We start from the raw sequence: 18,520 nt of genomic DNA, 5'->3' as shown, positions 1-18,520 counted from the left end.
ATGATGGGAGGACACCACGCCGCGTCCGGGGCCGCGGCGTGGGTGGCTATTGCCTCGACCGGGCCTTACGCGCTCGGCTGGTACCCGCTGGACGCCACCGGCATCGTCATCGGCGGCATGGCGACGGCAGGCACCGCCCTGGTCTGCGACTGGGACCACCGCTCCAGCACGGTGGCGCATGCACTCCCGCCACTTTCGAACCTGATCGCCGTCGGGATCGAAAACGCGTCGGGCGGCCACCGCCAAGGCACGCACTCGGTGCTCGGCGCGGGGTTCTTCGTGCTGCTTGCGGCGCTGGCCGGGCAGGTCCAGGTGCGGACGGATTGGGGCCTGCTGTCCGTGGGCGCGGGGTTGCTGTGCATGTTCATGATCAACATCGCCGCGAAAGCGCTGAAGTTGTTTCCCAACTACGGCTGGATCAGCAACTGGGTCTTCGCCCTGGCCACGGCCGGTCTCGTCACCTGGTTCGCGCCTCACCAGTGGTCCTGGTTGCCCGTGTCCATGCTCACCGGCGTCCTCGTACACATCGTGGGTGACATGATCACCACCGGGGGAGTGCCCTTGCTCTGGCCGCTCGTGGTCAGGCCGCCGAAGTTCCTGCGCAGGATGCCGCTGGTCAAGGACGTCTGGAAGGCCAACGGGGCGTTCTCCATCCCGCTGCTGGGCCGGGCGGGTTCGCGGCGGGAATGGTTCGTGCTGATCCCGGTCAGTGCCTATGCCATGGTCGGCATGTTCTCCGCCGGGCTGGCCCTGGCCGAGGGGCACTTCGCGTCAGCTCTCGCGCTGGGGACCGCGTTGCTCGACCGCCTGCTCTCCGTCGTCGGAGCTTAAAGTCGACGGCGGCCCGGGGTCGGGTTGATCAACCGTCTGGCCGGCGGCCACGCGTGAACAGCCTCCCGACGTCGGCGCGCAGCCGCGTCGGCCGTCCGGGGCGGCTATGGCGCCTCCTTGGGCCTTACGGTCTCCGCCGGGCGGCGTGTCCGTGTCAAAGTGCCCCCGGTACGCATCCCCGGGCCGACGGCGGCCGCCGCGCTTTCCTGGAACCGGCCGCTTAAACCGCTGAAGCCCCGGAGAACCGGGGCTTCAGTCGTCACACCGAGGTGCTGCGGTCAGCTCTCGCCGGCTGAATCCGAGCGGCCCGTGATGGTTTGCGGGATCCAGAACGCGAGCGCGAACAGGCCCAGGCAGACGGCCATCGGCCAAGGGTTGCCCAGGGTGAGGAAGGACAGCGAGTACAGGGCGCCGAAAAACAGGAGCATCATCGGGACAAACATCGCGATGCTGGATCCAAGGCTGTTCTCGGCCTTCGGGGTCTTGGTGGTGTTGCTGGACATTCGTTCCTCCTCGGCCCCGTGGGGCTCTAAAAGCTGTGGCGGCTGCGGCTGTGAACGCTGGGCGTTCAGTACGCGGACGAACCCTGTTCGCCCTTGACGATCGCGATGCCGGAGCTGGCGCCAATACGTGTTGCACCTGCAGCAATCATAGCCTGAGCATCGGCGAGGGAACGCACGCCGCCCGAGGCCTTGACGCCGAGTCCCGGGCCGACGGTGCGGCGCATCAGGGCGACATCCTCCGCCGTGGCCCCGCCGCCGTTGAAGCCGGTGGAGGTCTTCACGAAGTCCGCCCCGGCCTCCACCGCGGCCTCGCAGGCGAGGACCTTCTGTGCATCGTCGAGCAGCGCGGTCTCGATGATGACCTTCAGGATGGCGCCGCCGGCGTGGACGGTCTCGGCGACCGCGCGGATGTCATCCACCAGGGCCCCCTTGTCATTGGCGCGCGCCGCGGCAATGTTGATCACCATGTCGATCTCGTCGGCGCCGTCCAGCACCGCGCCGCGGGCTTCGAAGGCCTTGACATCACTCGGCGTGGCGCCGAGCGGAAAGCCGACCACCGAGCAGGTCAGCACGCCGGACCCCCTCAGCGCGGTTTTGACGGTCTTCACCCAGATAGGGTTCACGCAGACGGACTTGAAGTGGTACTCGGCCGCCTCCGCACAGACTTTCCGGACCTCGGCTTCCCCGGCCTCCGGCTTGAGCAGGGTGTGATCGATGTACGAGGCAATGGTGCCCTCGAGGCCCTGGTGGTCGGTGCTGGCGGGGCCGGCAGCCGTGCCGGCCGTGGTGGCGTCGTTGCTCATGGTGGTCCCTTTCCTGACGGGCCCGCTTTGTGGCCGGCCCGGCCCGCTGGCGCGGCATACGTCGTGGCTTCTCAGTGCACCATCTTGCCATAACGCGGGCCGGCCTGAGCGGCCCCTACGCCGCCTGCGCCAGGGATCCGGAAAGGCAGGCCCGCAGCAGTTGCGCCGCGCAGACCCCGGCGGCGGGACCGGCCGCCACGAGCAGGCCCAGCCGGACGCCGTCGTGCGCCGCGGCGTCGCCGATGGCCCAGATCCCCGGCACCGAGGTGCTGAAGTCCGGCCCCACTGCGATGCCTCCCTGCGGCGCGGTAGCCAGGCCGGCGGTTCGGGCCAGACCGTCCCGGGCCAGCCGCTCTTCGGCCAGGACCACGAGGTCGCCGCTCATGCTTGAGCCGTCCTCGAAGACGATGCCGGCGGCCGGCAGGGCGGACCCAGCGAGGGTGGGGACGACGGCGGACGGCCGCAGGGTGGTGCGGACAGGCCGCACGCCGCGGGCCCGGAGCACCGCTTCGGCCTGCCCTGCAGCGGTGCCGTTGCCCACGAGGATGCCCAGCGGCCTGCGGCCGAGGACCCTCGTGACGTCCTTGACCGCCTCCCCGAGCGGGGAGGCGTCGTCGATCGTCGAGTAGCTCAGGCACCGGCCGGCGCCCTCGATGGGTTCCAGCGCAGGCACCGAACCGGTGGCGATCACCAGCTGGTCGTAGCTGAATTCGAGGCCGTCCGCCGTCGTGACCCGGTGCTCCGTGGCGTCGATGAAGCTGGCCGGCTGCCCGAGTCGGACCGAGACCTGGGGCAGGGCGGCGAGCTCCAGCAGCGCCTCCGGGGCGTCATCGCGGTTGCTGAGCACGGTGATGCCGCCGGCGAACGGGGTGCGGGTGAGCCGGTGGACCAGCGCCTGCGCCGCCGGTCCGGCTCCGGCGATCACGATCCGCGGCCGGGTCTCGGAGGTAGCGGACACGGTGGAGATGGCGGGTGTTTCCGTAACGGACATGTGCTGGCCCTTTCGCTGGAGGCCGGTGGATGTGGCCAGTGTTACTGATGTTCCCCAGCGTAGGGGGCTGATTTTTCGCGCAGGTTACCGGGTTGTTGCGGTATTTCCCCGGCTTGTTCGCCAGTTGTTACCGGCTGGTAATGGCGTGGCTCACATCCGCAGCCGGTAGCCGCGCTTGACCACCGTCTCCACCAGGCTGCCGTCCGGCAGCGCGGAGCGGAGCCGGCTGACGGTCATGTCCAGGGCGTGGACCGATCCCCGCAGTTCCAGCAGCTCGGAGAGCGCGTCGCGGGACAGCACGGCCCCGCCGGCGCCCAGCAGCGCCCGCAGCAACAGCAGCGGCGCCGGTGCCAGTTCCAGCGCCTCGCCATCGATCCGCAGCGACCGGCCACGCAGTTCCACCGCGCCCAACGCGGTATCCAAGCGCCGCACATGGTTCAGGGCCAGGTGTTCGCAAACCAGACGAATCAGGGCGCCCATCCGGAACCGCTCCGGAATCAGCGGCTGCACCCCGGCGTCGAGCAGCGGCTGGGCGGTGATGGGGCCGACGACGGCGGTGGCCACGTCGGACTTCAGGCTCGCCACCAGCTGCTTGTAAAGGCCCATCTCGTGCGCGGTGCTCCACATTGCATCGACGGCGGGGGCGCTGGTGAAGGTCAGGACGTCCAGGTTGCCGCTGCAGGCCGCCTCGATCAGCTTCGGCAGCAGGTCGGCGCCGTCGGGCTTGACCCAGCGGTACGGCGTGACCGTCATGACCGTGGCGCCGGACAGCCGCAGCCGCTCCAGCTGGCGGACATCGGTGTAGCCATGCAGCTGCACGGCCACGGTCTTGCCGCGCACCCCCTCGGCCAGCAGCAGGTCCACCAGCGTGGCGGTGGTCTCGTCGCTGCTGATTCCGACGTCGGCCAGTCCGGCCGCGCGGACGGCGCCGCGCGCCTTGGGCCCCCGGACGAACATCCGGGTGGCGCCGAGGGCTTCCAGCAACTGCTCGCCGATCCCGAAGGTGTCCGCCGCTTCGCACCAGCGGCGCATCCCGTAAGCGGTGGTGGCGATGCAGAGTTCCGGCCGGGCCGCGATGACGGCACGGGTGTCCTCGATCAGCCGCTGGTCCTCCTGGACCGGGGCGATCTTCAGCGCCGGGGCGTGCAGCACCTCGGCGCCGCGCCGCTCCAGGGCCTCGATCAGGTCCTGGGAGCGGCGGTGCGAGGTGACCCCGATGCGGAAGCCCTCCAGCGGCAACTCGACTTTCTCCACGGTAACCTCCGCGGCCGGCGGCCGGTCGGGATGCGGGGGCTGCTCCGCGGCGGGGCCGGCGACGGCACCGAGCGCGCTCACGGCGCTCACGCCCCCATCAGCGCCGCGGCCAGGCGGTCCAATTCGGCTTCCGCCTCCGCGCAGCCTCGGTTGGCCTCGGCCACCCTGACGACCTCTCCGATCACCAACACGGCCGGGTTGCTGCAGTCCGCGGCCGCCGTCGTGATGGTGCCCAGCTCGGCGATGGTGGTCCGCTGGCCGGGGCGGTAGCCGCGTTCGACGACGGCCATCGGCATGTCCGCGCGCATTCCCGCCCGCCGGAGGCCGGCGGCGAGCTGGTGCAGGGTGCCGATGCCCATCAGCACCACAATGGTCCCGCCCAGTCCGGCGAGGTGCGTGTATTCCTTCCCGGTCAGCGGGGCGTGGCCGGAGACCACCGTGAACAGGTGGCTGACCCCGCGGTGGGTGACCGGGATCCCGGCTGCGGCCGGGACGGCGATGGCGCTTGTCACGCCGGAGATCACCCGGACGGGGACGCCGGCCTTCACGCAGGCGGCCACTTCCTCGCCGCCGCGGCCGAACACGTACGGGTCCCCGCCCTTGAGCCGGACCACGTTCCTGCCGGCCAGAGCCGCTTCCACCAGAAGTTCCTCGATGCCGGACTGGCTGACCGGGTGGTGGCCGGGCTTCTTACCCACGTCCACCAGTTCCGCCGTGCTTAGCGAGGGAAGTTCCTGGTACGGGGCGAGGCGGTCGTAGAAGACGACGTCCGCGTCCCGCAGGGCCTTGATGGCGGCGACGGTCAGCAGCTCGGTGGTTCCGGGCCCGCCGCCGACCAGCGTGACCTTGCCGGCGGGTCCGGCGGCGGGCTCCGCCGCGACCGGGATGCCGGTTTCGCGGCAGCGGTCCAGGAGCGCCTCCCAGCCGGGCTGGCCGTCGTCAACCGCGGCCACCAGGAAGGGACGCTCCGGCAGCGGGCCGTCGCGGCGGGAACCGCCGGGGATGCTGAGCCGGGAGACGACGGCGCCGGCGGCCCGGTAGCGGCGGACGGCCTGCCGGGCGGCGGCGTCCGAGCCGGTGATGAGGACTTCGCGTCCGGTGAGTTCAATGTTGAGCTGCATGGCTATGCCTCGTTTTCGTCAAGCAGTTCAGGTGTGGTGGAACGGACCGGGATGTGGGACCCGATCAAGACCGGCGGCTGACCGGCCGAGGCTTTCTCTTCCGCCGTGGCGGGGCGCATCTGGCCCCGCTCGTCGGAGACGAAGGTGAAGGAATCGTCCGCCTGGTCCGGGGCGTTGACGAAGGACCGGAAGCGGCGGAGGCGCTCCGGATCCTTCAGGGTGTCGGCCCATTCGTCGACATAGGTGTCAACGTGCTTGGCCATGGCGGCCTCGAGGTCTTCGGCGATGCCCAGGACGTCGTGCACCACTACGTCCTCGACGTGCTTGATCCCGCCGTCGAGTTCTTCCTGCCAGCGGGCGGTGCGCTGCAGCCGGTCGGCGGTGCGGATGTAGTACATGAAGTAGCGGTCGATGTACTTGACCAGGGTTTCGTCGTCCAGGTCCTTGGCCAGTAGCTGGGCGTGGGCCGGGGTGGCGCCGCCGTTGCCGCCGACGTACAGGTTCCAGCCGTCCGCGGTGGCGATGACGCCGACGTCCTTGCCCCGGGCCTCGGCGCATTCGCGGGCGCAGCCGGAGACGCCCATTTTCAGCTTGTGCGGGCTGCGCAGGCCGCGGTAGCGCAGCTCAAGCCGGATCGCCATGGCCACCGAGTCCTGGACGCCGAAGCGGCACCAGGTGGAGCCGACGCAGGACTTCACGGTGCGCAGGGACTTGCCGTAGGCCTGGCCGGATTCGAACCCGGCGTCCACGAGCAGCTTCCAGATTTGGGGCAGCTGCTCGAGCCGGGCGCCGAACATGTCGATCCGCTGGCCGCCGGTGATTTTGGTGTACAGGCCGTACTGTTCCGCGACTGCCGCGATCACACCGAGTTTCTTCGGGGTGATTTCGCCGCCGGCAATGCGCGGCACCACCGAGTAGGTGCCGTCCTTCTGCATGTTGGCCAGGGCGCGGTCGTTGGTGTCCTGCAGGGTGCCGCGGCCGGCGTCCAGGACGTAGGCGCTGTTCTGGCTGGCCAGGATGTTCGCGATGGTCGGCTTGCAGATGTCGCAGCCGTCGCCCGTGCCGTACCTGGCCATGACTTCCTCGAAGGAGGTCAGCTCCAGGACGCGGATGGTCTCGAAGAGGTCCTGGCGGGACAGCTCGATGTGCTCGCACAGGGCCTTGGAGACCTCGACGCCGGACTTGGTGAGTTCGCTTTCGAGCAGCTTCTTGAGCACCGGCACGCAGGAACCGCAGCTGGTGCCGGCACGGGTGCAGCCCTTCAGTTCGCCGAGCTCCTGGACGGGTGTGTTGCCGTCGCCGGCCCCGCAGCCGTTGACGGTGTCGCGGATGGTCCCGGCGGAGACGTTGTTGCAGGAGCAGAGGATGGCGTCGTCCGGGAGTCTGGCCTCCAGGGCTTCGCCCCCGGCCCCGCCGCTGGCCGCGGTGAGGTACGCGCCGGGTTCGGCGGCGAGTTCACGGCCGAGCATCGGGCGCAGTGACGTGTACGGGGTGGCATCCCCGACGAAGATGCCGCCGAGGAGGGTCTTGGCATCGTCCGTGGTGACGATCTTCTGGTAGACCCCGCGGGCCGGATCGGCGTAGACGATCTCCAGCGCGTGCTCGGTCCGGGCGAAGGCGTCACCGAAGCTGGCGACATCGACGCCGGAGAGCTTGAGCTTGGTGGCGGTGTCGAAGCCGGGGAAGGTCGCGTCGCCGCCGTGCAGCCGGTCGGCGACGATCTCCGCCATGGTGTTGGCCGGAGCCACGAGACCCAGGCACATGCCGCCGAAGTTGGCGACCTCGCCGATCGCCCAGATGCCGGGAACCTGTGTTTCGCAGCCACCGGAGATCACGACGCCGCCGCGCGGGCCGAGTTCGAATTGGGGCGGGCCGTCGTGCCCGTCGGGGCCGTTGGCGGCGCGGAACAGCTCGTCGCGGGGCCGCACACCGACAGCAACGATGACGATGTCCGCGTCGATGGTCCGGCCGTCCGCCATGAGTACGCCGGTGACCTGGCCGTCGTCGTCGGCGAGGACCTCGGAGGGGAACACGCCGCCGTGGACGGTGAAACCCTTGGCCTCGATGAGCCGGCCCAGGGCCTGTCCGGCGCCTTCGTCCAGCTGGGTGTTCATCAGCCAGGGGGAGCCGTTGATGACGATCGGGGTGGCGCCAAGTTGTTCGGTGCCGGCCGCGGATTCCAGACCCAGGAGGCCGCCGCCGATGGTGACGGCGTTGACCTTGCGGCCGACCTTGGCCGTCAGGTCCGCGATCGCCTGGTTGATGGCCCGGACGTCCTCCAGCGTGCGGTACACGTGGGTGAGCTCCGAGCCCGGGATGGGCAGACGGGCCGCGTCCGAGCCGGTGGCGACGACCAGTTCGTCGTACGGGTAGCTGGTGCCGGCGGCGGTGGCCACGGTTTTCGCCGCGGTGTCGATGCTGGTGACGCGCTCGCCGGTCCGGAGGGTGACGGCGTCGTGGTCCCACATCGACGCGCTGCCCAGGGTGAGGTCCGCGGCGGTGTCGGTCAGGGCCTTACTGAGCGCTACGCGGTCGTAGGGCAGGTGGGCTTCCTCGGTGAGGACGGTGAGTTGCCAGCCGTCGAGGCCGCGGGCGTGCATGGCGTCGGCGAAGCGGTGCGCGGCGGGTCCGCCGCCGACGACGACGACACGGCGGCGGGTCTGCCCGGACGCGGTCCGGGGAGGCACGTTTTCTGGGCTGGCGGTCTGTCCGGTCACGGGTGGCCTTTCGTTGGGCCGCAGGCGGTGCCCTGCAACGATGAGGTCCAGGTGTTTCGGCTATCGGCGCCGAGCAACTGGTCCGTTCAGCCTAGGGACCGGCAGTTTCCCCTCAGTTTCCTTTGTGTTTCGCCAACTTAACTTCTGCATCACGGCTGCGTTTCCGGCCACGTGAGATCCCTTTTACCCGCCGGACACATTGGCCGCACGCCGTAGAAACACGGCCGACCTAGCGTGGGGACATGGCCGCAGCCGTGGCCGGTAATTTTGATAGGGGCCGACATGACCGCCGTACTGGAAAGCACAGCCCGCAACCACGGGAAGCGAATCGGCGGTGGAGCCGGAGCTGCCTGGCACCGGGTGTGCGCCGTGGAGGACCTGGAGCCCGGCTGGGGCGAGGCTGCGCTGATAGCGGGACGCCAGGTGGCATTGTTCCGCACGGCCGCCGGTGAGGTATTCGCCGTCGAGCATGCCGATCCGGCGACCGGGGCGCATGTCATGGCCCGCGGCATCACCGGTTCGCGCGGCGCCCGCCGGACGCTGGCCTCGCCGCTGCACAAGGAGGTTTACGACCTCGGAACGGGGGAGTGCCTCGGTAACCCGGAGCTGCGCCTGGGCACCTTCGCCGCCCGGGTTTCGGCCGGCTTTATCGAGGTGGAACTCTAGAGCCCCAGCGCTTCGCGCACGTCGGCCAGGACGGCGTCGAGCGCGGCGCGGGCCTCGAGCCGGGCGGCCGGCAACTCGGCGGCCGATCCGACGCTGCGGATCACCTCGAGGTAGCACTTGAGTTTCGGTTCGGTGCCGCTCGGACGAATGATGACGCGGGTGTGGTCCCGGGTCAGGTAGAGCAGCCCCTCAGTGGGCGGGAGTTGTTCACTGCCGACCGCCAGGTCCGTCGCGGTTTCGACGGCGGAGCCACCGAAGGATTCGGGCGGGCTGACCCGCAGCCGGTTCATCATGGCGTCCAGCAGCCCCAGGTCCGCAACGCGGATGCTGAGCTGGTCATTAGCGTGCAGCCCGTGGACCAGGTACAGCTCGTCGAGGGTGTCGAAAATAGTCTTGCCCTCGGCCTTGGCAGCGGCCGCGAGTTCGGCGATCAGCACCGCCGCGGAAATCCCGTCCTTATCCCGCACCAGGGCGGGTGCGACGCAGTAGCCCAGCGCCTCTTCGTACCCGTAAAGCAGGCCGGGGACGCGGGCGATCCATTTGAAACCCGTGAGGGTTTCCTCGTGGGCGTAACCCGCGGCGGCGGCGATGCGCGCCAGCAGCCGGGACGAAACGATTGAATTGGCGAAGACGCCGGCTGCGGCGCCGCCGCCGGCGTCCCCGGAGACGGCCAGACGCGCCACGACGTGCGCACCCAGCAGGGCGCCCACCTCGTCGCCGCGCAGCATCCGCCAGGCGCCGGTGTCCGGGTCCTTGGCCGCAACAGCGGCGCGGTCGGCGTCGGGGTCGTTGGCGATCACAAGGTCGGCGTCCACCCGGGCAGCGGCTTCCAGCGCGAGGTCGAGGGCGCCGGGCTCTTCGGGGTTCGGGAAGTTCACGGTGGGAAAGTCGGGGTCCGGCTCCGCCTGCTCGGCGACCAGGCTGACGTCGGTGAAGCCGGCCGCCGCCAGCACCGCCACGGCCGTACTGCCGCCGACGCCGTGCATGGGGGTGAGGACGATTTTGAGGTCGCGGGCCGGGAAACGCTCCGGCTCGGCGAGGGCGGCGACGGCGGCTTGGTAGTCGGCGGCGACCGACGGATCCAGCACCGTCCAGCCGGCCGGCGCCAGCGCGATCGAATCCAGTGCGCCGACGGCCTCAATCTCCGCGGCGATCAGGGCGTCGTACGGCGCCACGATCTGGGCGCCGCGCCCGCTGTCTTCGACGGCGTGGCGGCCCAGGTAGACCTTGTACCCGTTGTCCTGCGGGGGGTTGTGGCTGGCCGTGACCATGACCCCGCCGTCGCAGTCCAGGGCGCGGACCGCGTAGGCGAGCAGCGGTGTGGGCAGCGCTGCCGGCATCAGGAACGTCTCGATGCCGGCGGCGGTGAAGATCGCGGCAGTCTCTTCGGCGAAAATGTCTGAGTTGTAGCGGGCGTCGTAACCGACGACGGCGCGCGGCCGGGTTCCCGGCGCGGCCTGGGCGACAGTGCTGCCGAGGAAGGCGGCGAGACCGGCGGCGGCGCGGCGCACGACCACCCGGTTCATCCGGTTCGGCCCGGCGCCGAGGGCTGCCCGCAGTCCCGCGGTGCCGAACTGGAGGGTGCCGCTGAAACTGTCGGCCAGCTCCTGCCGGGCTCCCGCGACTCCGTCGTCGGAGAGGCGGATCAGCTCGGTCAGGGCGGTGGTGGTGGCCGGATCGGGATCCTGGGCCGCCCAGTTGCGGGCGTCGCTCAACAGTTGGGTCAATGCGGCATCGGAAGACGTCATGGATACCAAACTAGCGTCAAACCCGGGCCCGCCGCGCCCGGACGGGCGCGGGCCCGGCTTACGGTTCCGTCACACTCTGGGCTGTCCCGCTCCGCGAGGTGGCCCGCACCGCAGGGTTTCCGGCCGACACAGCGGCGAGCGGTCGGCCCGGTACAGGGCTTCCGAAGGATCCGCTCAAGAGCGCGGCGGTTGTCCCGGCGGAGCATTGACAGCCATTTTTCCGGACACGTAGCGTCTGGAATATGAAAATGGGCCGAGGGGTGGAATGGGCCGTGCACTCGTGCGTCAACATGTCCTGGACGCCGCCGGGCGAGGCAGTGAACAGCGCCAGGCTCGCGGCCTTCTACCGGCTTCCCGCCGCATACCTGAATAAACAGCTCCAGGCCCTAGTCCGGGCCGGCATCCTGACCTCGGTCTCGGGCCCGCGCGGCGGCTTCCACCTGGCGCGCACCCCGGAAAACATCACGGTGCTGGACGTGGTGCTGGCCCTGGAAGGAGCGGAGCCGGCCTTCCGCTGTGAAGGCATCCTGGGTGATGTCCCGGAAGCGGACCGGCAGCAAGACTTCGTCCGGACCTGCCTGATCTCCCAGACCATGCGGCAGGCCGAGCTGGCGTGGCGGCAGGCGCTGGCGCGGCAGACCATCGCCGGGATCGCCGACTCCATGGAACGCCGCTTCCCCGGGGACCGGGAGAAGGCCGTCCGGCACCTGGCCGCCGGCTAGGACGAGGCGGGGCGGCCCGCCGGACGGCCGGCGAGGTCCCGGCCCGCCGGCCGGGCTCAGGACAGCCGGCGAGGTCCGGCTCAGAGCTTGGCGACGATTTCGGCGAGCAGCTTGGAGATGCGCGGAGCCGCGGCCTGTCCGGCTTCAAGGACTTCACCATGGCTCAGCGGCACCGGGCTGATGCCGGCGGCGAGGTTGGTCACGAGTGAGATGCCGAAGACCTCCATGCCCGCGTGGCGGCCGGCAATGGCCTCGAGCGCGGTGGACATGCCCACCAGGGACGCGCCGATCCGCTTGGCGTACTGCACCTCCGCCGGGGTCTCGTAGTGCGGGCCGGTGAACTGGGCGTAGATGCCTTCGTCCAGGCTGGGGTCCACTTCGCGGGCCAGGCCGCGGATCCGCGAGGAGTACAGGTCGGTGAGGTCCACGAAGGTGGCGCCTTCAAGCGGGGAAGTGGCGGTGAGGTTGATGTGGTCGCTGATCAGCACGGGGGTGCCCGGCGCCCAGTCCTCGTTCAGGCCGCCGCACCCGTTGGTCAGCACCAGGGTCTTGCAGCCTGCGGCGGCCGCGGTGCGGACGCCGTGCACGACCGCCCGGACGCCTTTGCCCTCGTAGTAGTGCGTGCGGGCGCCGAGGACCAGGGCGCGTTTGCCCTCCCGGGTCAGCACCGAGCGGATGGTGCCCACATGGCCCACCACGGTGGGGGAGGAGAACCCGGGGACCTCGTCGGCCGACAGCGTGGCGGTGGTCTCGCCGATCAGTTCGGCGGCGTCGCCCCAGCCCGAGCCGAGCACCAGCGCGACGTCGTGGCTATCGACGCCTGTCTCTGCGGCGATGTAATCGGCGGCGGCGCGGGCGGCGTCGAAGGGGTCTGTGTTCAGGAATTCTGTATTACTCACTGGAATAAGCTACCGTGCCCGCGCGGCGCTGCCCAGCCTCCTCATTGGTGGCGCCGGTTCGAATGGTGGACAATGGATGATTGTGACTACGCACCCCGATTTCAGCGCTCCCCGAATTGCAATTCTGGGCGGAGGGCCCGGCGGCTACGAAGCCGCCATGGTCGCCGCTTCCCTGGGGGCGCAGGTCACCATCGTCGAACGCGCCGGTCTCGGCGGGTCCGCGGTGCTGACCGACGTCGTGCCGTCCAAGACCCTGATCGCGACGGCGGACCTGATGACCCGCATGGCCGAGGCCGGCGAGCTGGGCGTCAAATTCGACGTCGACGGCGGCGACTGCGCCCCGACGATGCGCGCGGACCTCAAGCACATCAACGACCGGCTGCTGGGCCTGGCCCGGCAGCAGTCCGCCGACATCAGGCGGGGCCTGGAGAAGCAGGGCGTCCGCATTCTGATCGGCTCCGGGAAGATGCGCGACAGCCACACCCTCGAGGTCCTGACCGTCGACGGCACCGAGACGATCAAGGCCGACGCGGTCCTGCTGGCGGTCGGCGCGCACCCGCGAGAGCTGCCCACGGCCCGCCCGGACGGCGTGCGGATCCTGAACTGGGCTCAGATCTACAACCTGGACGAGCTCCCCGAGGAGCTGATCGTGGTGGGCTCCGGCGTCACCGGCGCCGAGTTCGCGTCCGCGTACAACGGCCTGGGCTCCAAGGTCACCCTTATTTCCAGCCGCGACCGGGTGCTGCCCGGCTCCGACACGGACGCCGCCGAGGTGCTGGAAGGCGTCTTCGAACGCCGCGGCGTGAAGGTGCTGTCGCGGGCCCGCGCCCAGACCGTGGAGCGCACGGACGACGGCGTCGTGGTCACCCTTGGCGACGGCTCCAAGGTCACCGGCAGCCACTGCCTGGTGGCCGTCGGCTCGATCCCGAACACCGCCGGGATCGGCCTCGAGGAGGCCGGCGTCGCGCTGACCGAGAGCGGCCACATCAAGGTCGACGGCGTCTCGCGCACCACCGCGCCGAACATCTACGCCGCGGGCGACTGCACCGGCGTGCTGGCCCTCGCCTCGGTGGCCGCGATGCAGGGCCGCATCGCGATCGCGCACTTCCTGGGCGACGGCGTCACCCCGCTCAAGCTGCACCAGGTGGCGTCGAACATCTTCACCTCGCCCGAGATCGCCAACGTCGGCGTCTCCGAGGCCGAAATCGACTCCGGCAAGTACCAGGGCGACGTCATCAAGCTGTCGCTCAGCAGCAACGCGCGGGCCAAGATGCGCAACCACAAGGACGGCTTCGTCAAGATCTTCGCCCGCAAGGGCTCCGGCACCGTGATCGGCGGCGTCGTGGTGGGACCGAACGCCTCGGAGCTGATCTTCGCGATTTCCCTTGCGGTGACGCAGAAACTGCACGTCGACGACGTCGCCAGCACCTTCACCGTCTACCCGTCGCTGAGCGGCTCCATCTCGGAAGCGGCCAGGCGCCTGCACGTCCACATGTAGGCAACTCGCCACGGCGAAAAGGAGTAACCCGGCGGAAAGTCTGCGCCGGTTGCTCCTTTCCTGTTGTCCGGCCGGACCGCCGGCTAGAACTGCCGGCTAGAACGGGTAAGGCGCGATGTCCGGGCGCATGGTGAGCCACTGGAGCTCCGTGAAGGACTCCATGTTGGCGTGATGCCCGCCGACCCTCGAGCCGTTGCCCGAGTTCTTCACCCCACCGAAGGGTGAGTTCGCCTCGTCCGAGACCGTCTGTTCGTTGATGTGGACCTTCCCGGAGTCCAGCCGGTCCGCGACGGTCATGGCCAGGCCGACGTCGCCCAGGATGCCGATGGAGAGGCCGTATTCGTTGTCGTTGGCCAGCGCAACGGCCTCGTCGAGGGTGGAAAACTTCATCACCGGCGCCACCGGTCCGAAGATTTCGTCCTTCCAGGCCCGGCTGTCATGCTGCAGGTCCACCAGCACTGTGGGCTGGTAGAAGCGGCCATCGTGGGTGCCCCCGGCGGCCAGCCGCGCACCGCCCTGCACCGCGTCCTGGACGATCCCGTCCACCCGCTGCAGCTGGCGCTCGTCGATCACCGGACCCAGCGCCACGGTGCCGCTCTTGGGATCTCCCACCGGAAGCTGGCGGGCCTTCTCGGCGAGGGCGGCGACATAGTCCTCGTAGAGGTCCTCGTGCACGATGTGCCGTCCGGCCGCCATGCAGATCTGGCCCTGGTGCATGAACGATCCGAACGCCGCCGCGGAGGCCGCCTTGGCCAGGTCGGCGCCCGGCAGCACGATCAGCGCGCTGTTGCCGCCCAGCTCCAGGTGGGCGCGTTTGAGCAGCCGGCCGGCTGACTCGCCGACCTTTCGGCCGGCGGCCGTCGAACCGGTAAACGCGATCACGCGGACTTCGGGGGCCTCGACGACGGCGGCGCCGACGTCCGCGCCGCCCGGCAGCAGTGCGAGCAGCCCCGGCGGGAGCCCGGCCTCCTCGAAAATCCGCATCACCGTCACACCGCCGCAGACCGCGGTCCGCGGGTCCGGCTTGAGCAGCACCGCGTTGCCGAGAGCCAGGGCGGGCGCGACGGCGCGGATCGAGAGGATCAGCGGGAAGTTGAACGGCGCGATCACGGACACCACGCCCACCGGCCGGCGGCGGGCGAAGGACCAGCGGTTTTCGTTGGAGGTCAGCACGTCGCCCGCCGGCAGCGCGGGCAGCGCCGAGGCGTCGTAGCACTCGTTGGCGGCGATGTGTGTTTCCAGCCCGGCCTTGGGCGGGATGCCGCCGGATTCGCGGACGAGCCAGTCCTGAATTTCCGCCCCGTGTTCCTCCCAGAGCTGCCCCGCGCGGCGCAGTACCGCGGCCCGGTCCTCCGGGTTGCGGGCGGCCCACTCCTTTTGCGCCTTCGCGGCGGCCGCGGCGGCCTCGCGGACATCCGCCACCGAGGCGACGCCGTAGCTGCCCAGCTGCTCGCCGGTAGCCGGTTCGACGCTGGCGCCGGTGCCGCCGCCGCCGGCGCGCCAGCCGTTGACGTAGATCTTGCCGTCCCAAAGGGCGGAATCGAGCAGGGACATGTCGTGTCCTTTCATCGTGGAGCTGCCCGGGGCGTCTAGGGGCCCGCGGAAGGCGTAGGGTCCGGTCCCGTCCATCACATGCTGTGCCGCCGTCGCCGTCAAGACCCCCGTCTGGTGACAGTGAGCCCTCGCCGCCGGCCGCCGGGGACTTGGACCCTACCCGTCCGTGCCCGCACGGGCACAGAGTGGACCATGGCCAACATCTCTATCCTGTTCGGGACCGTCGAGGGCCAGACCGCCAGGATCGCCGAATATCTTGCCTACGTCATTCGCGAGCACGGCCACGAGGCGCGGACGGTCGATCTCCAAACCTCCGGCGACGCCCTCCCGGACGAGTGCGACGGCGTCATCGTCGGCGCCTCGGTCCACATGGGCAAGCACGAGGGTTTCGTCACCGATTTCGTCCGCACGAACAGGGCGGCGCTCGAACGGCTGCCCTCAGCACTGTTCTCGGTCAGCCTCGCCGCGCACGGGGACGAGGCCAACGCGGAGGACTATGTGGAGAACTTCGAACAGGAGACCGGCTGGCGCCCTGCCCACGTCGGTTTGTTCGGCGGGGCGCTGCCCTATACGCAGTACGGCTTCCTCAAACGGCACATGATGAAGAAGATCGTCAGCAGCAAGGGGTCCCCGGACACGGACATGTCCCGCGACTACGTCTACACCGAATGGGACGGCGTCCGGCGCTTCGCCGAGGATTTCCTGGCGGAGCAGTTCCCGGCCCCGCTCTAGGTTAGTACGCCGGACCATCCCCACCGGACCGGGCTGAGTCAAATCCGTCTCACCAATGGGTCACACGCCGTCATTTGGGGTGCCCAAGGACGGGACGATCTTGCTATCGTCGCAAGTAGAATGCCGCCAAGCGGCGAAGCTGTCGAGCCCGTCCGGCTCCTCTATGAAGGACCATCATGAAGCGCACACGACTTTCCGTCATCGGCCTTATCGCAGCGGCAGGACTGGCCCTGACCGGGTGTGGGTCGGCGTCCACGAGCCCGTCCAGCTCCGCACCGGCCGGCGGCCCCGACACCTCGTTGAGCGACGTCAAGAGCGCCGGCGTGCTCAAGATCGGCACGGAGGGCACCTACAAGCCTTTCTCATTCCACGCCAACGGCAGCGGGGAACTGACGGGCTACGACGTGGAAATCATCACCGCCGTCGCCGGCAAGCTTGGCGTCAAGCCGAACTTCCAGGAGACACAGTTCGACGCCATCTTCGCCGGCCTCGAAGCCAAACGGTTCGACGTCGTCGCCAACCAGGTTTCGATCACCGACGAGCGCAAGGCGAAGTACGATTTCTCCACCCCGTACACGGTGAGCACGGGCGTCATCGTCACCAAGTCGGACAACTCCAGCATCACCTCCTTTGACGGACTCAAGGGCAAGACCACGGCGCAATCGCTGACGAGCAACTGGTACAAGCTGGCCCAGCAGAGCGGGGCCAACGTGCAGGCGGTCGAGGGCTGGGCGCAGGCGATCACGCTGCTCAAGCAGGGCCGCGTCGACGCCACCATCAACGACAAACTGACCTACCTGGACCAGCAGAAGACGGCGAAGGACGACAGCATCAAGATCGCCGCGGAGACCACCGACAAGTCGCTGAGCGCCTTCGCGTTCCGCAAGGGCTCCACCACCCTCGCCGACGCTGTCAACAAGGCCTTGACCGAACTGCAGGCCGACGGAACCCTGACGAAAATTTCGCAGAAATACTTTGACGCCGACGTCACCAAGTAGCGGGATGGTTACCGTCGACGAACGCCGCGCCCGGTCATGACGATCAACTGGGAGCTTGTCTGGAGCTCGCTCGGGCCGATCCTGATGGGCGCCGTCACCGGCACCATTCCAGTGGCGCTGGCCTCGTTCGGTCTCGGGCTGCTGCTGGCCCTGGTGGTCGCCCTGATGCGGCTGAGCCGGAATCCGGTCCTCTCCGGAATCGCGCGGATCTACATTTCGGTGATCCGCGGTACGCCCCTGCTGGTTCAGTTGTTTGTCATCTTTTACGGGCTGCCCTCCATCGGCATCACCATCAGTCCCTGGCCGAGTGCAATCATCGCCTTCTCGCTGAACGTGGGCGGCTACGCCGCCGAGGTCATCCGGGCCGCCATCCTGTCGGTTCCCAAGGGCCAGTGGGAGGCCGGACACACCATCGGCATGTCCCGCCGCCAGTCCCTGGTGCGGATCATCCTGCCGCAGGCCGCCCGAGTCTCGGTCCCGCCGCTGTCCAACACCTTCATCAGCCTGGTCAAGGACACGTCCCTGGCCTCGCTGATCCTCGTGACCGAGCTGTTCCGCCAGGCACAGCAGGTGGCGGCCTTCAGCCAGGAGTTCATGCTGCTGTATCTGGAAGCGGCCGTCATCTACTGGATCATCTGCCTGGCCCTCGCCGGCGGACAGTCCGTCCTCGAGAAGAGATTGGACCGCTATGTCGCCCACTGAATCCGATCTCCCGGGCACCGCCCGGCTGCTGACCGTCCGCGGACTGCGCAAGGCCTTCGGCCAGCACGAAGTGTTGAAATCCATTGACATCGACGTCCGCCGCGGCGAAGTGGTCACCTTGATCGGGCCCTCGGGCTCGGGCAAAACGACGGTCCTGCGGTGCCTCAACGGACTCGAAGTTCCCGACGCCGGCATCGTCGAGTTCGGCAGCGAGCTTGCGGTCGACTTTTCCGCCCAGGCGTCGAAGAAACAGCTGTCCGCCTTGCGGGACCGCAGCGCCATGGTGTTTCAGCACTACAATCTCTTCCCGCACAAAACGGCCCTCGAAAACATCATCGAGGGCCCGGTCCAGGTGCAGAAGCGGCCCAAAGCAGAGGCCGTCCAGGAAGCCCGGGAACTGCTCGCCCGCGTCGGACTCGCGGACAAGGAGTACAGCTATCCGTTCGAGCTCTCCGGCGGGCAGCAGCAGCGCGTCGGGATTGTCCGCGCGCTGGCCCTGCGTCCGCAGCTGCTGCTTTTTGACGAGCCGACGTCGGCGTTGGACCCGGAACTGGTTGGCGAGGTCCTGACGGTAATCAAGGAGCTGGCGGACGAAGGCTGGACCATGGTGGTGGTCACCCATGAACTGGCGTTTGCCCGCGAGGTCGCCAACGAAGTCATCTTTATGGACGGCGGGGTCGTCGTGGAACGTGGCCACCCGGACACCGTGCTCCGCGACCCGCGCGAGGAACGCACCCGACAGTTCGTGGACCGGCTGCTGAATCCCTTCTAGGCCGGCCCC

Annotated in this window: 17 protein-coding genes; 8 read left to right on the top strand and 9 right to left on the bottom strand. The window is 69.2% G+C overall.

Annotated elements, in window-relative coordinates; translation table 11 throughout:
- A complete protein-coding gene (locus tag AC1DGI_RS07525; RefSeq protein WP_476898330.1) occupies nt 1-831 on the top strand; it encodes a metal-dependent hydrolase in 831 nt (276 codons plus the stop codon).
- Between the two features lie 278 nt (nt 832-1,109).
- On the opposite strand, the gene AC1DGI_RS07520 is transcribed toward AC1DGI_RS07525, so the two are convergent.
- From AC1DGI_RS07520 to nirB, 6 genes are all read right to left on the bottom strand, one after another.
- The gene (locus AC1DGI_RS07520; protein WP_441402811.1) at nt 1,110-1,334 is read right to left on the bottom strand and encodes a hypothetical protein; all 225 of its coding nucleotides are present in this window, start codon (nt 1,332-1,334) and stop codon (nt 1,110-1,112) included.
- 65 nt (nt 1,335-1,399) lie between these two features.
- Nucleotides 1,400-2,137: a deoxyribose-phosphate aldolase gene (gene deoC, locus AC1DGI_RS07515; protein ID WP_441402810.1), complete on the bottom strand. Its 738-nt coding sequence runs from the start codon at nt 2,135-2,137 to the stop codon at nt 1,400-1,402.
- Between the two features lie 115 nt (nt 2,138-2,252).
- Nucleotides 2,253-3,128, bottom strand: a complete 876-nt coding sequence (locus AC1DGI_RS07510; protein WP_476898329.1) for an FAD-dependent oxidoreductase — start codon at nt 3,126-3,128, stop codon at nt 2,253-2,255.
- A 150-nt stretch (nt 3,129-3,278) separates the two neighbouring features.
- Nucleotides 3,279-4,382 (bottom strand): uroporphyrinogen-III synthase, encoded by a 1,104-nt coding sequence (locus tag AC1DGI_RS07505; RefSeq protein ID WP_441402022.1) that lies wholly within the window; start codon nt 4,380-4,382, stop codon nt 3,279-3,281.
- A gap of 86 nt (nt 4,383-4,468) precedes the next feature.
- A complete protein-coding gene (gene cobA, locus AC1DGI_RS07500; protein WP_476898328.1) occupies nt 4,469-5,503 on the bottom strand; it encodes a uroporphyrinogen-III C-methyltransferase in 1,035 nt (344 codons plus the stop codon).
- 2 nt (nt 5,504-5,505) lie between these two features.
- Nucleotides 5,506-8,220: a nitrite reductase large subunit NirB gene (gene nirB / locus AC1DGI_RS07495; RefSeq protein WP_476898327.1), complete on the bottom strand. Its 2,715-nt coding sequence runs from the start codon at nt 8,218-8,220 to the stop codon at nt 5,506-5,508.
- A 282-nt stretch (nt 8,221-8,502) separates the two neighbouring features.
- On the opposite strand from nirB, the gene nirD reads away from it, so the two are divergent.
- Nucleotides 8,503-8,886 carry a nitrite reductase small subunit NirD gene (gene nirD / locus AC1DGI_RS07490; RefSeq protein ID WP_476898326.1) on the top strand — a complete coding sequence of 128 codons (384 nt, stop codon included), beginning with the start codon at nt 8,503-8,505 and terminating at the stop codon, nt 8,884-8,886.
- Here the strand turns inward: nirD and AC1DGI_RS07485 are convergent.
- Nucleotides 8,883-10,634, bottom strand: a complete 1,752-nt coding sequence (locus AC1DGI_RS07485; RefSeq protein WP_476898325.1) for a phospho-sugar mutase — start codon at nt 10,632-10,634, stop codon at nt 8,883-8,885. The two genes, nirD and AC1DGI_RS07485, sit on opposite strands and share 4 nt — an antisense overlap.
- A gap of 242 nt (nt 10,635-10,876) precedes the next feature.
- Between AC1DGI_RS07485 and AC1DGI_RS07480 the strand changes: the two genes are divergently transcribed.
- Complete coding sequence (locus AC1DGI_RS07480; RefSeq protein WP_441401610.1) at nt 10,877-11,356, top strand: RrF2 family transcriptional regulator; 480 nt, start codon at nt 10,877-10,879, stop codon at nt 11,354-11,356.
- A gap of 80 nt (nt 11,357-11,436) precedes the next feature.
- Here AC1DGI_RS07480 and AC1DGI_RS07475 read toward each other — a convergent pair whose 3' ends face one another.
- Entirely contained in the window at nt 11,437-12,255 is an 819-nt protein-coding gene (locus AC1DGI_RS07475) for a purine-nucleoside phosphorylase (RefSeq protein WP_441401612.1), read from the bottom strand.
- 82 nt (nt 12,256-12,337) lie between these two features.
- Between AC1DGI_RS07475 and AC1DGI_RS07470 the strand changes: the two genes are divergently transcribed.
- Nucleotides 12,338-13,753 (top strand): NAD(P)H-quinone dehydrogenase, encoded by a 1,416-nt coding sequence (locus AC1DGI_RS07470; RefSeq protein WP_476898324.1) that lies wholly within the window; start codon nt 12,338-12,340, stop codon nt 13,751-13,753.
- 96 nt (nt 13,754-13,849) lie between these two features.
- Here AC1DGI_RS07470 and AC1DGI_RS07465 read toward each other — a convergent pair whose 3' ends face one another.
- Nucleotides 13,850-15,307 carry an aldehyde dehydrogenase family protein gene (locus AC1DGI_RS07465; RefSeq protein ID WP_441401616.1) on the bottom strand — a complete coding sequence of 486 codons (1,458 nt, stop codon included), beginning with the start codon at nt 15,305-15,307 and terminating at the stop codon, nt 13,850-13,852.
- Nucleotides 15,308-15,499: 192 nt separating this feature from the next.
- Here AC1DGI_RS07465 and AC1DGI_RS07460 point away from each other — a divergent pair, with 192 nt between their 5' ends.
- The 4 genes from AC1DGI_RS07460 to AC1DGI_RS07445 all read left to right on the top strand — a co-directional run bounded on the left by AC1DGI_RS07460 (nt 15,500) and on the right by AC1DGI_RS07445 (nt 18,511).
- Entirely contained in the window at nt 15,500-16,039 is a 540-nt protein-coding gene (locus AC1DGI_RS07460; RefSeq protein WP_441401618.1) for a flavodoxin domain-containing protein, read from the top strand.
- A gap of 176 nt (nt 16,040-16,215) precedes the next feature.
- Nucleotides 16,216-17,037 (top strand): amino acid ABC transporter substrate-binding protein, encoded by an 822-nt coding sequence (locus AC1DGI_RS07455; RefSeq protein ID WP_476898323.1) that lies wholly within the window; start codon nt 16,216-16,218, stop codon nt 17,035-17,037.
- A gap of 36 nt (nt 17,038-17,073) precedes the next feature.
- The gene (locus AC1DGI_RS07450; RefSeq protein ID WP_441402057.1) at nt 17,074-17,739 is read left to right on the top strand and encodes an amino acid ABC transporter permease; all 666 of its coding nucleotides are present in this window, start codon (nt 17,074-17,076) and stop codon (nt 17,737-17,739) included.
- Nucleotides 17,726-18,511, top strand: coding sequence for an amino acid ABC transporter ATP-binding protein (locus AC1DGI_RS07445; RefSeq protein ID WP_476898322.1), 786 nt, complete (start codon nt 17,726-17,728; stop codon nt 18,509-18,511). Before AC1DGI_RS07450 ends, AC1DGI_RS07445 begins: the two co-directional genes overlap by 14 nt.
- The last annotated feature ends 9 nt before the right edge of the window (nt 18,512-18,520 follow it).

Source organism: Arthrobacter sp. 05N428_2 (assembly GCF_056397065.1).
This window is presented reverse-complemented; position numbering and strand designations above follow the sequence as displayed.

What these genes read in the sequence shown, in the direction of transcription:
- AC1DGI_RS07525 (WP_476898330.1), top strand. Translation starts at nt 1, where the DNA reads ATGATGGGAGGACACCACGCCGCGTCCGGGGCCGCGGCGTGGGTGGCT.
- AC1DGI_RS07520 (WP_441402811.1), bottom strand. Translation starts at nt 1,334, where the DNA reads ATGTCCAGCAACACCACCAAGACCCCGAAGGCCGAGAACAGCCTTGGA.
- deoC (WP_441402810.1), bottom strand. Translation starts at nt 2,137, where the DNA reads ATGAGCAACGACGCCACCACGGCCGGCACGGCTGCCGGCCCCGCCAGC.
- AC1DGI_RS07510 (WP_476898329.1), bottom strand. Translation starts at nt 3,128, where the DNA reads ATGTCCGTTACGGAAACACCCGCCATCTCCACCGTGTCCGCTACCTCC.
- cobA (WP_476898328.1), bottom strand. Translation starts at nt 5,503, where the DNA reads ATGCAGCTCAACATTGAACTCACCGGACGCGAAGTCCTCATCACCGGC.
- nirD (WP_476898326.1), top strand. Translation starts at nt 8,503, where the DNA reads ATGACCGCCGTACTGGAAAGCACAGCCCGCAACCACGGGAAGCGAATC.
- AC1DGI_RS07485 (WP_476898325.1), bottom strand. Translation starts at nt 10,634, where the DNA reads ATGACGTCTTCCGATGCCGCATTGACCCAACTGTTGAGCGACGCCCGC.
- AC1DGI_RS07480 (WP_441401610.1), top strand. Translation starts at nt 10,877, where the DNA reads ATGAAAATGGGCCGAGGGGTGGAATGGGCCGTGCACTCGTGCGTCAAC.
- AC1DGI_RS07465 (WP_441401616.1), bottom strand. Translation starts at nt 15,307, where the DNA reads ATGTCCCTGCTCGATTCCGCCCTTTGGGACGGCAAGATCTACGTCAAC.
- AC1DGI_RS07460 (WP_441401618.1), top strand. Translation starts at nt 15,500, where the DNA reads ATGGCCAACATCTCTATCCTGTTCGGGACCGTCGAGGGCCAGACCGCC.
- AC1DGI_RS07455 (WP_476898323.1), top strand. Translation starts at nt 16,216, where the DNA reads ATGAAGCGCACACGACTTTCCGTCATCGGCCTTATCGCAGCGGCAGGA.
- AC1DGI_RS07450 (WP_441402057.1), top strand. Translation starts at nt 17,074, where the DNA reads ATGACGATCAACTGGGAGCTTGTCTGGAGCTCGCTCGGGCCGATCCTG.
- AC1DGI_RS07445 (WP_476898322.1), top strand. Translation starts at nt 17,726, where the DNA reads ATGTCGCCCACTGAATCCGATCTCCCGGGCACCGCCCGGCTGCTGACC.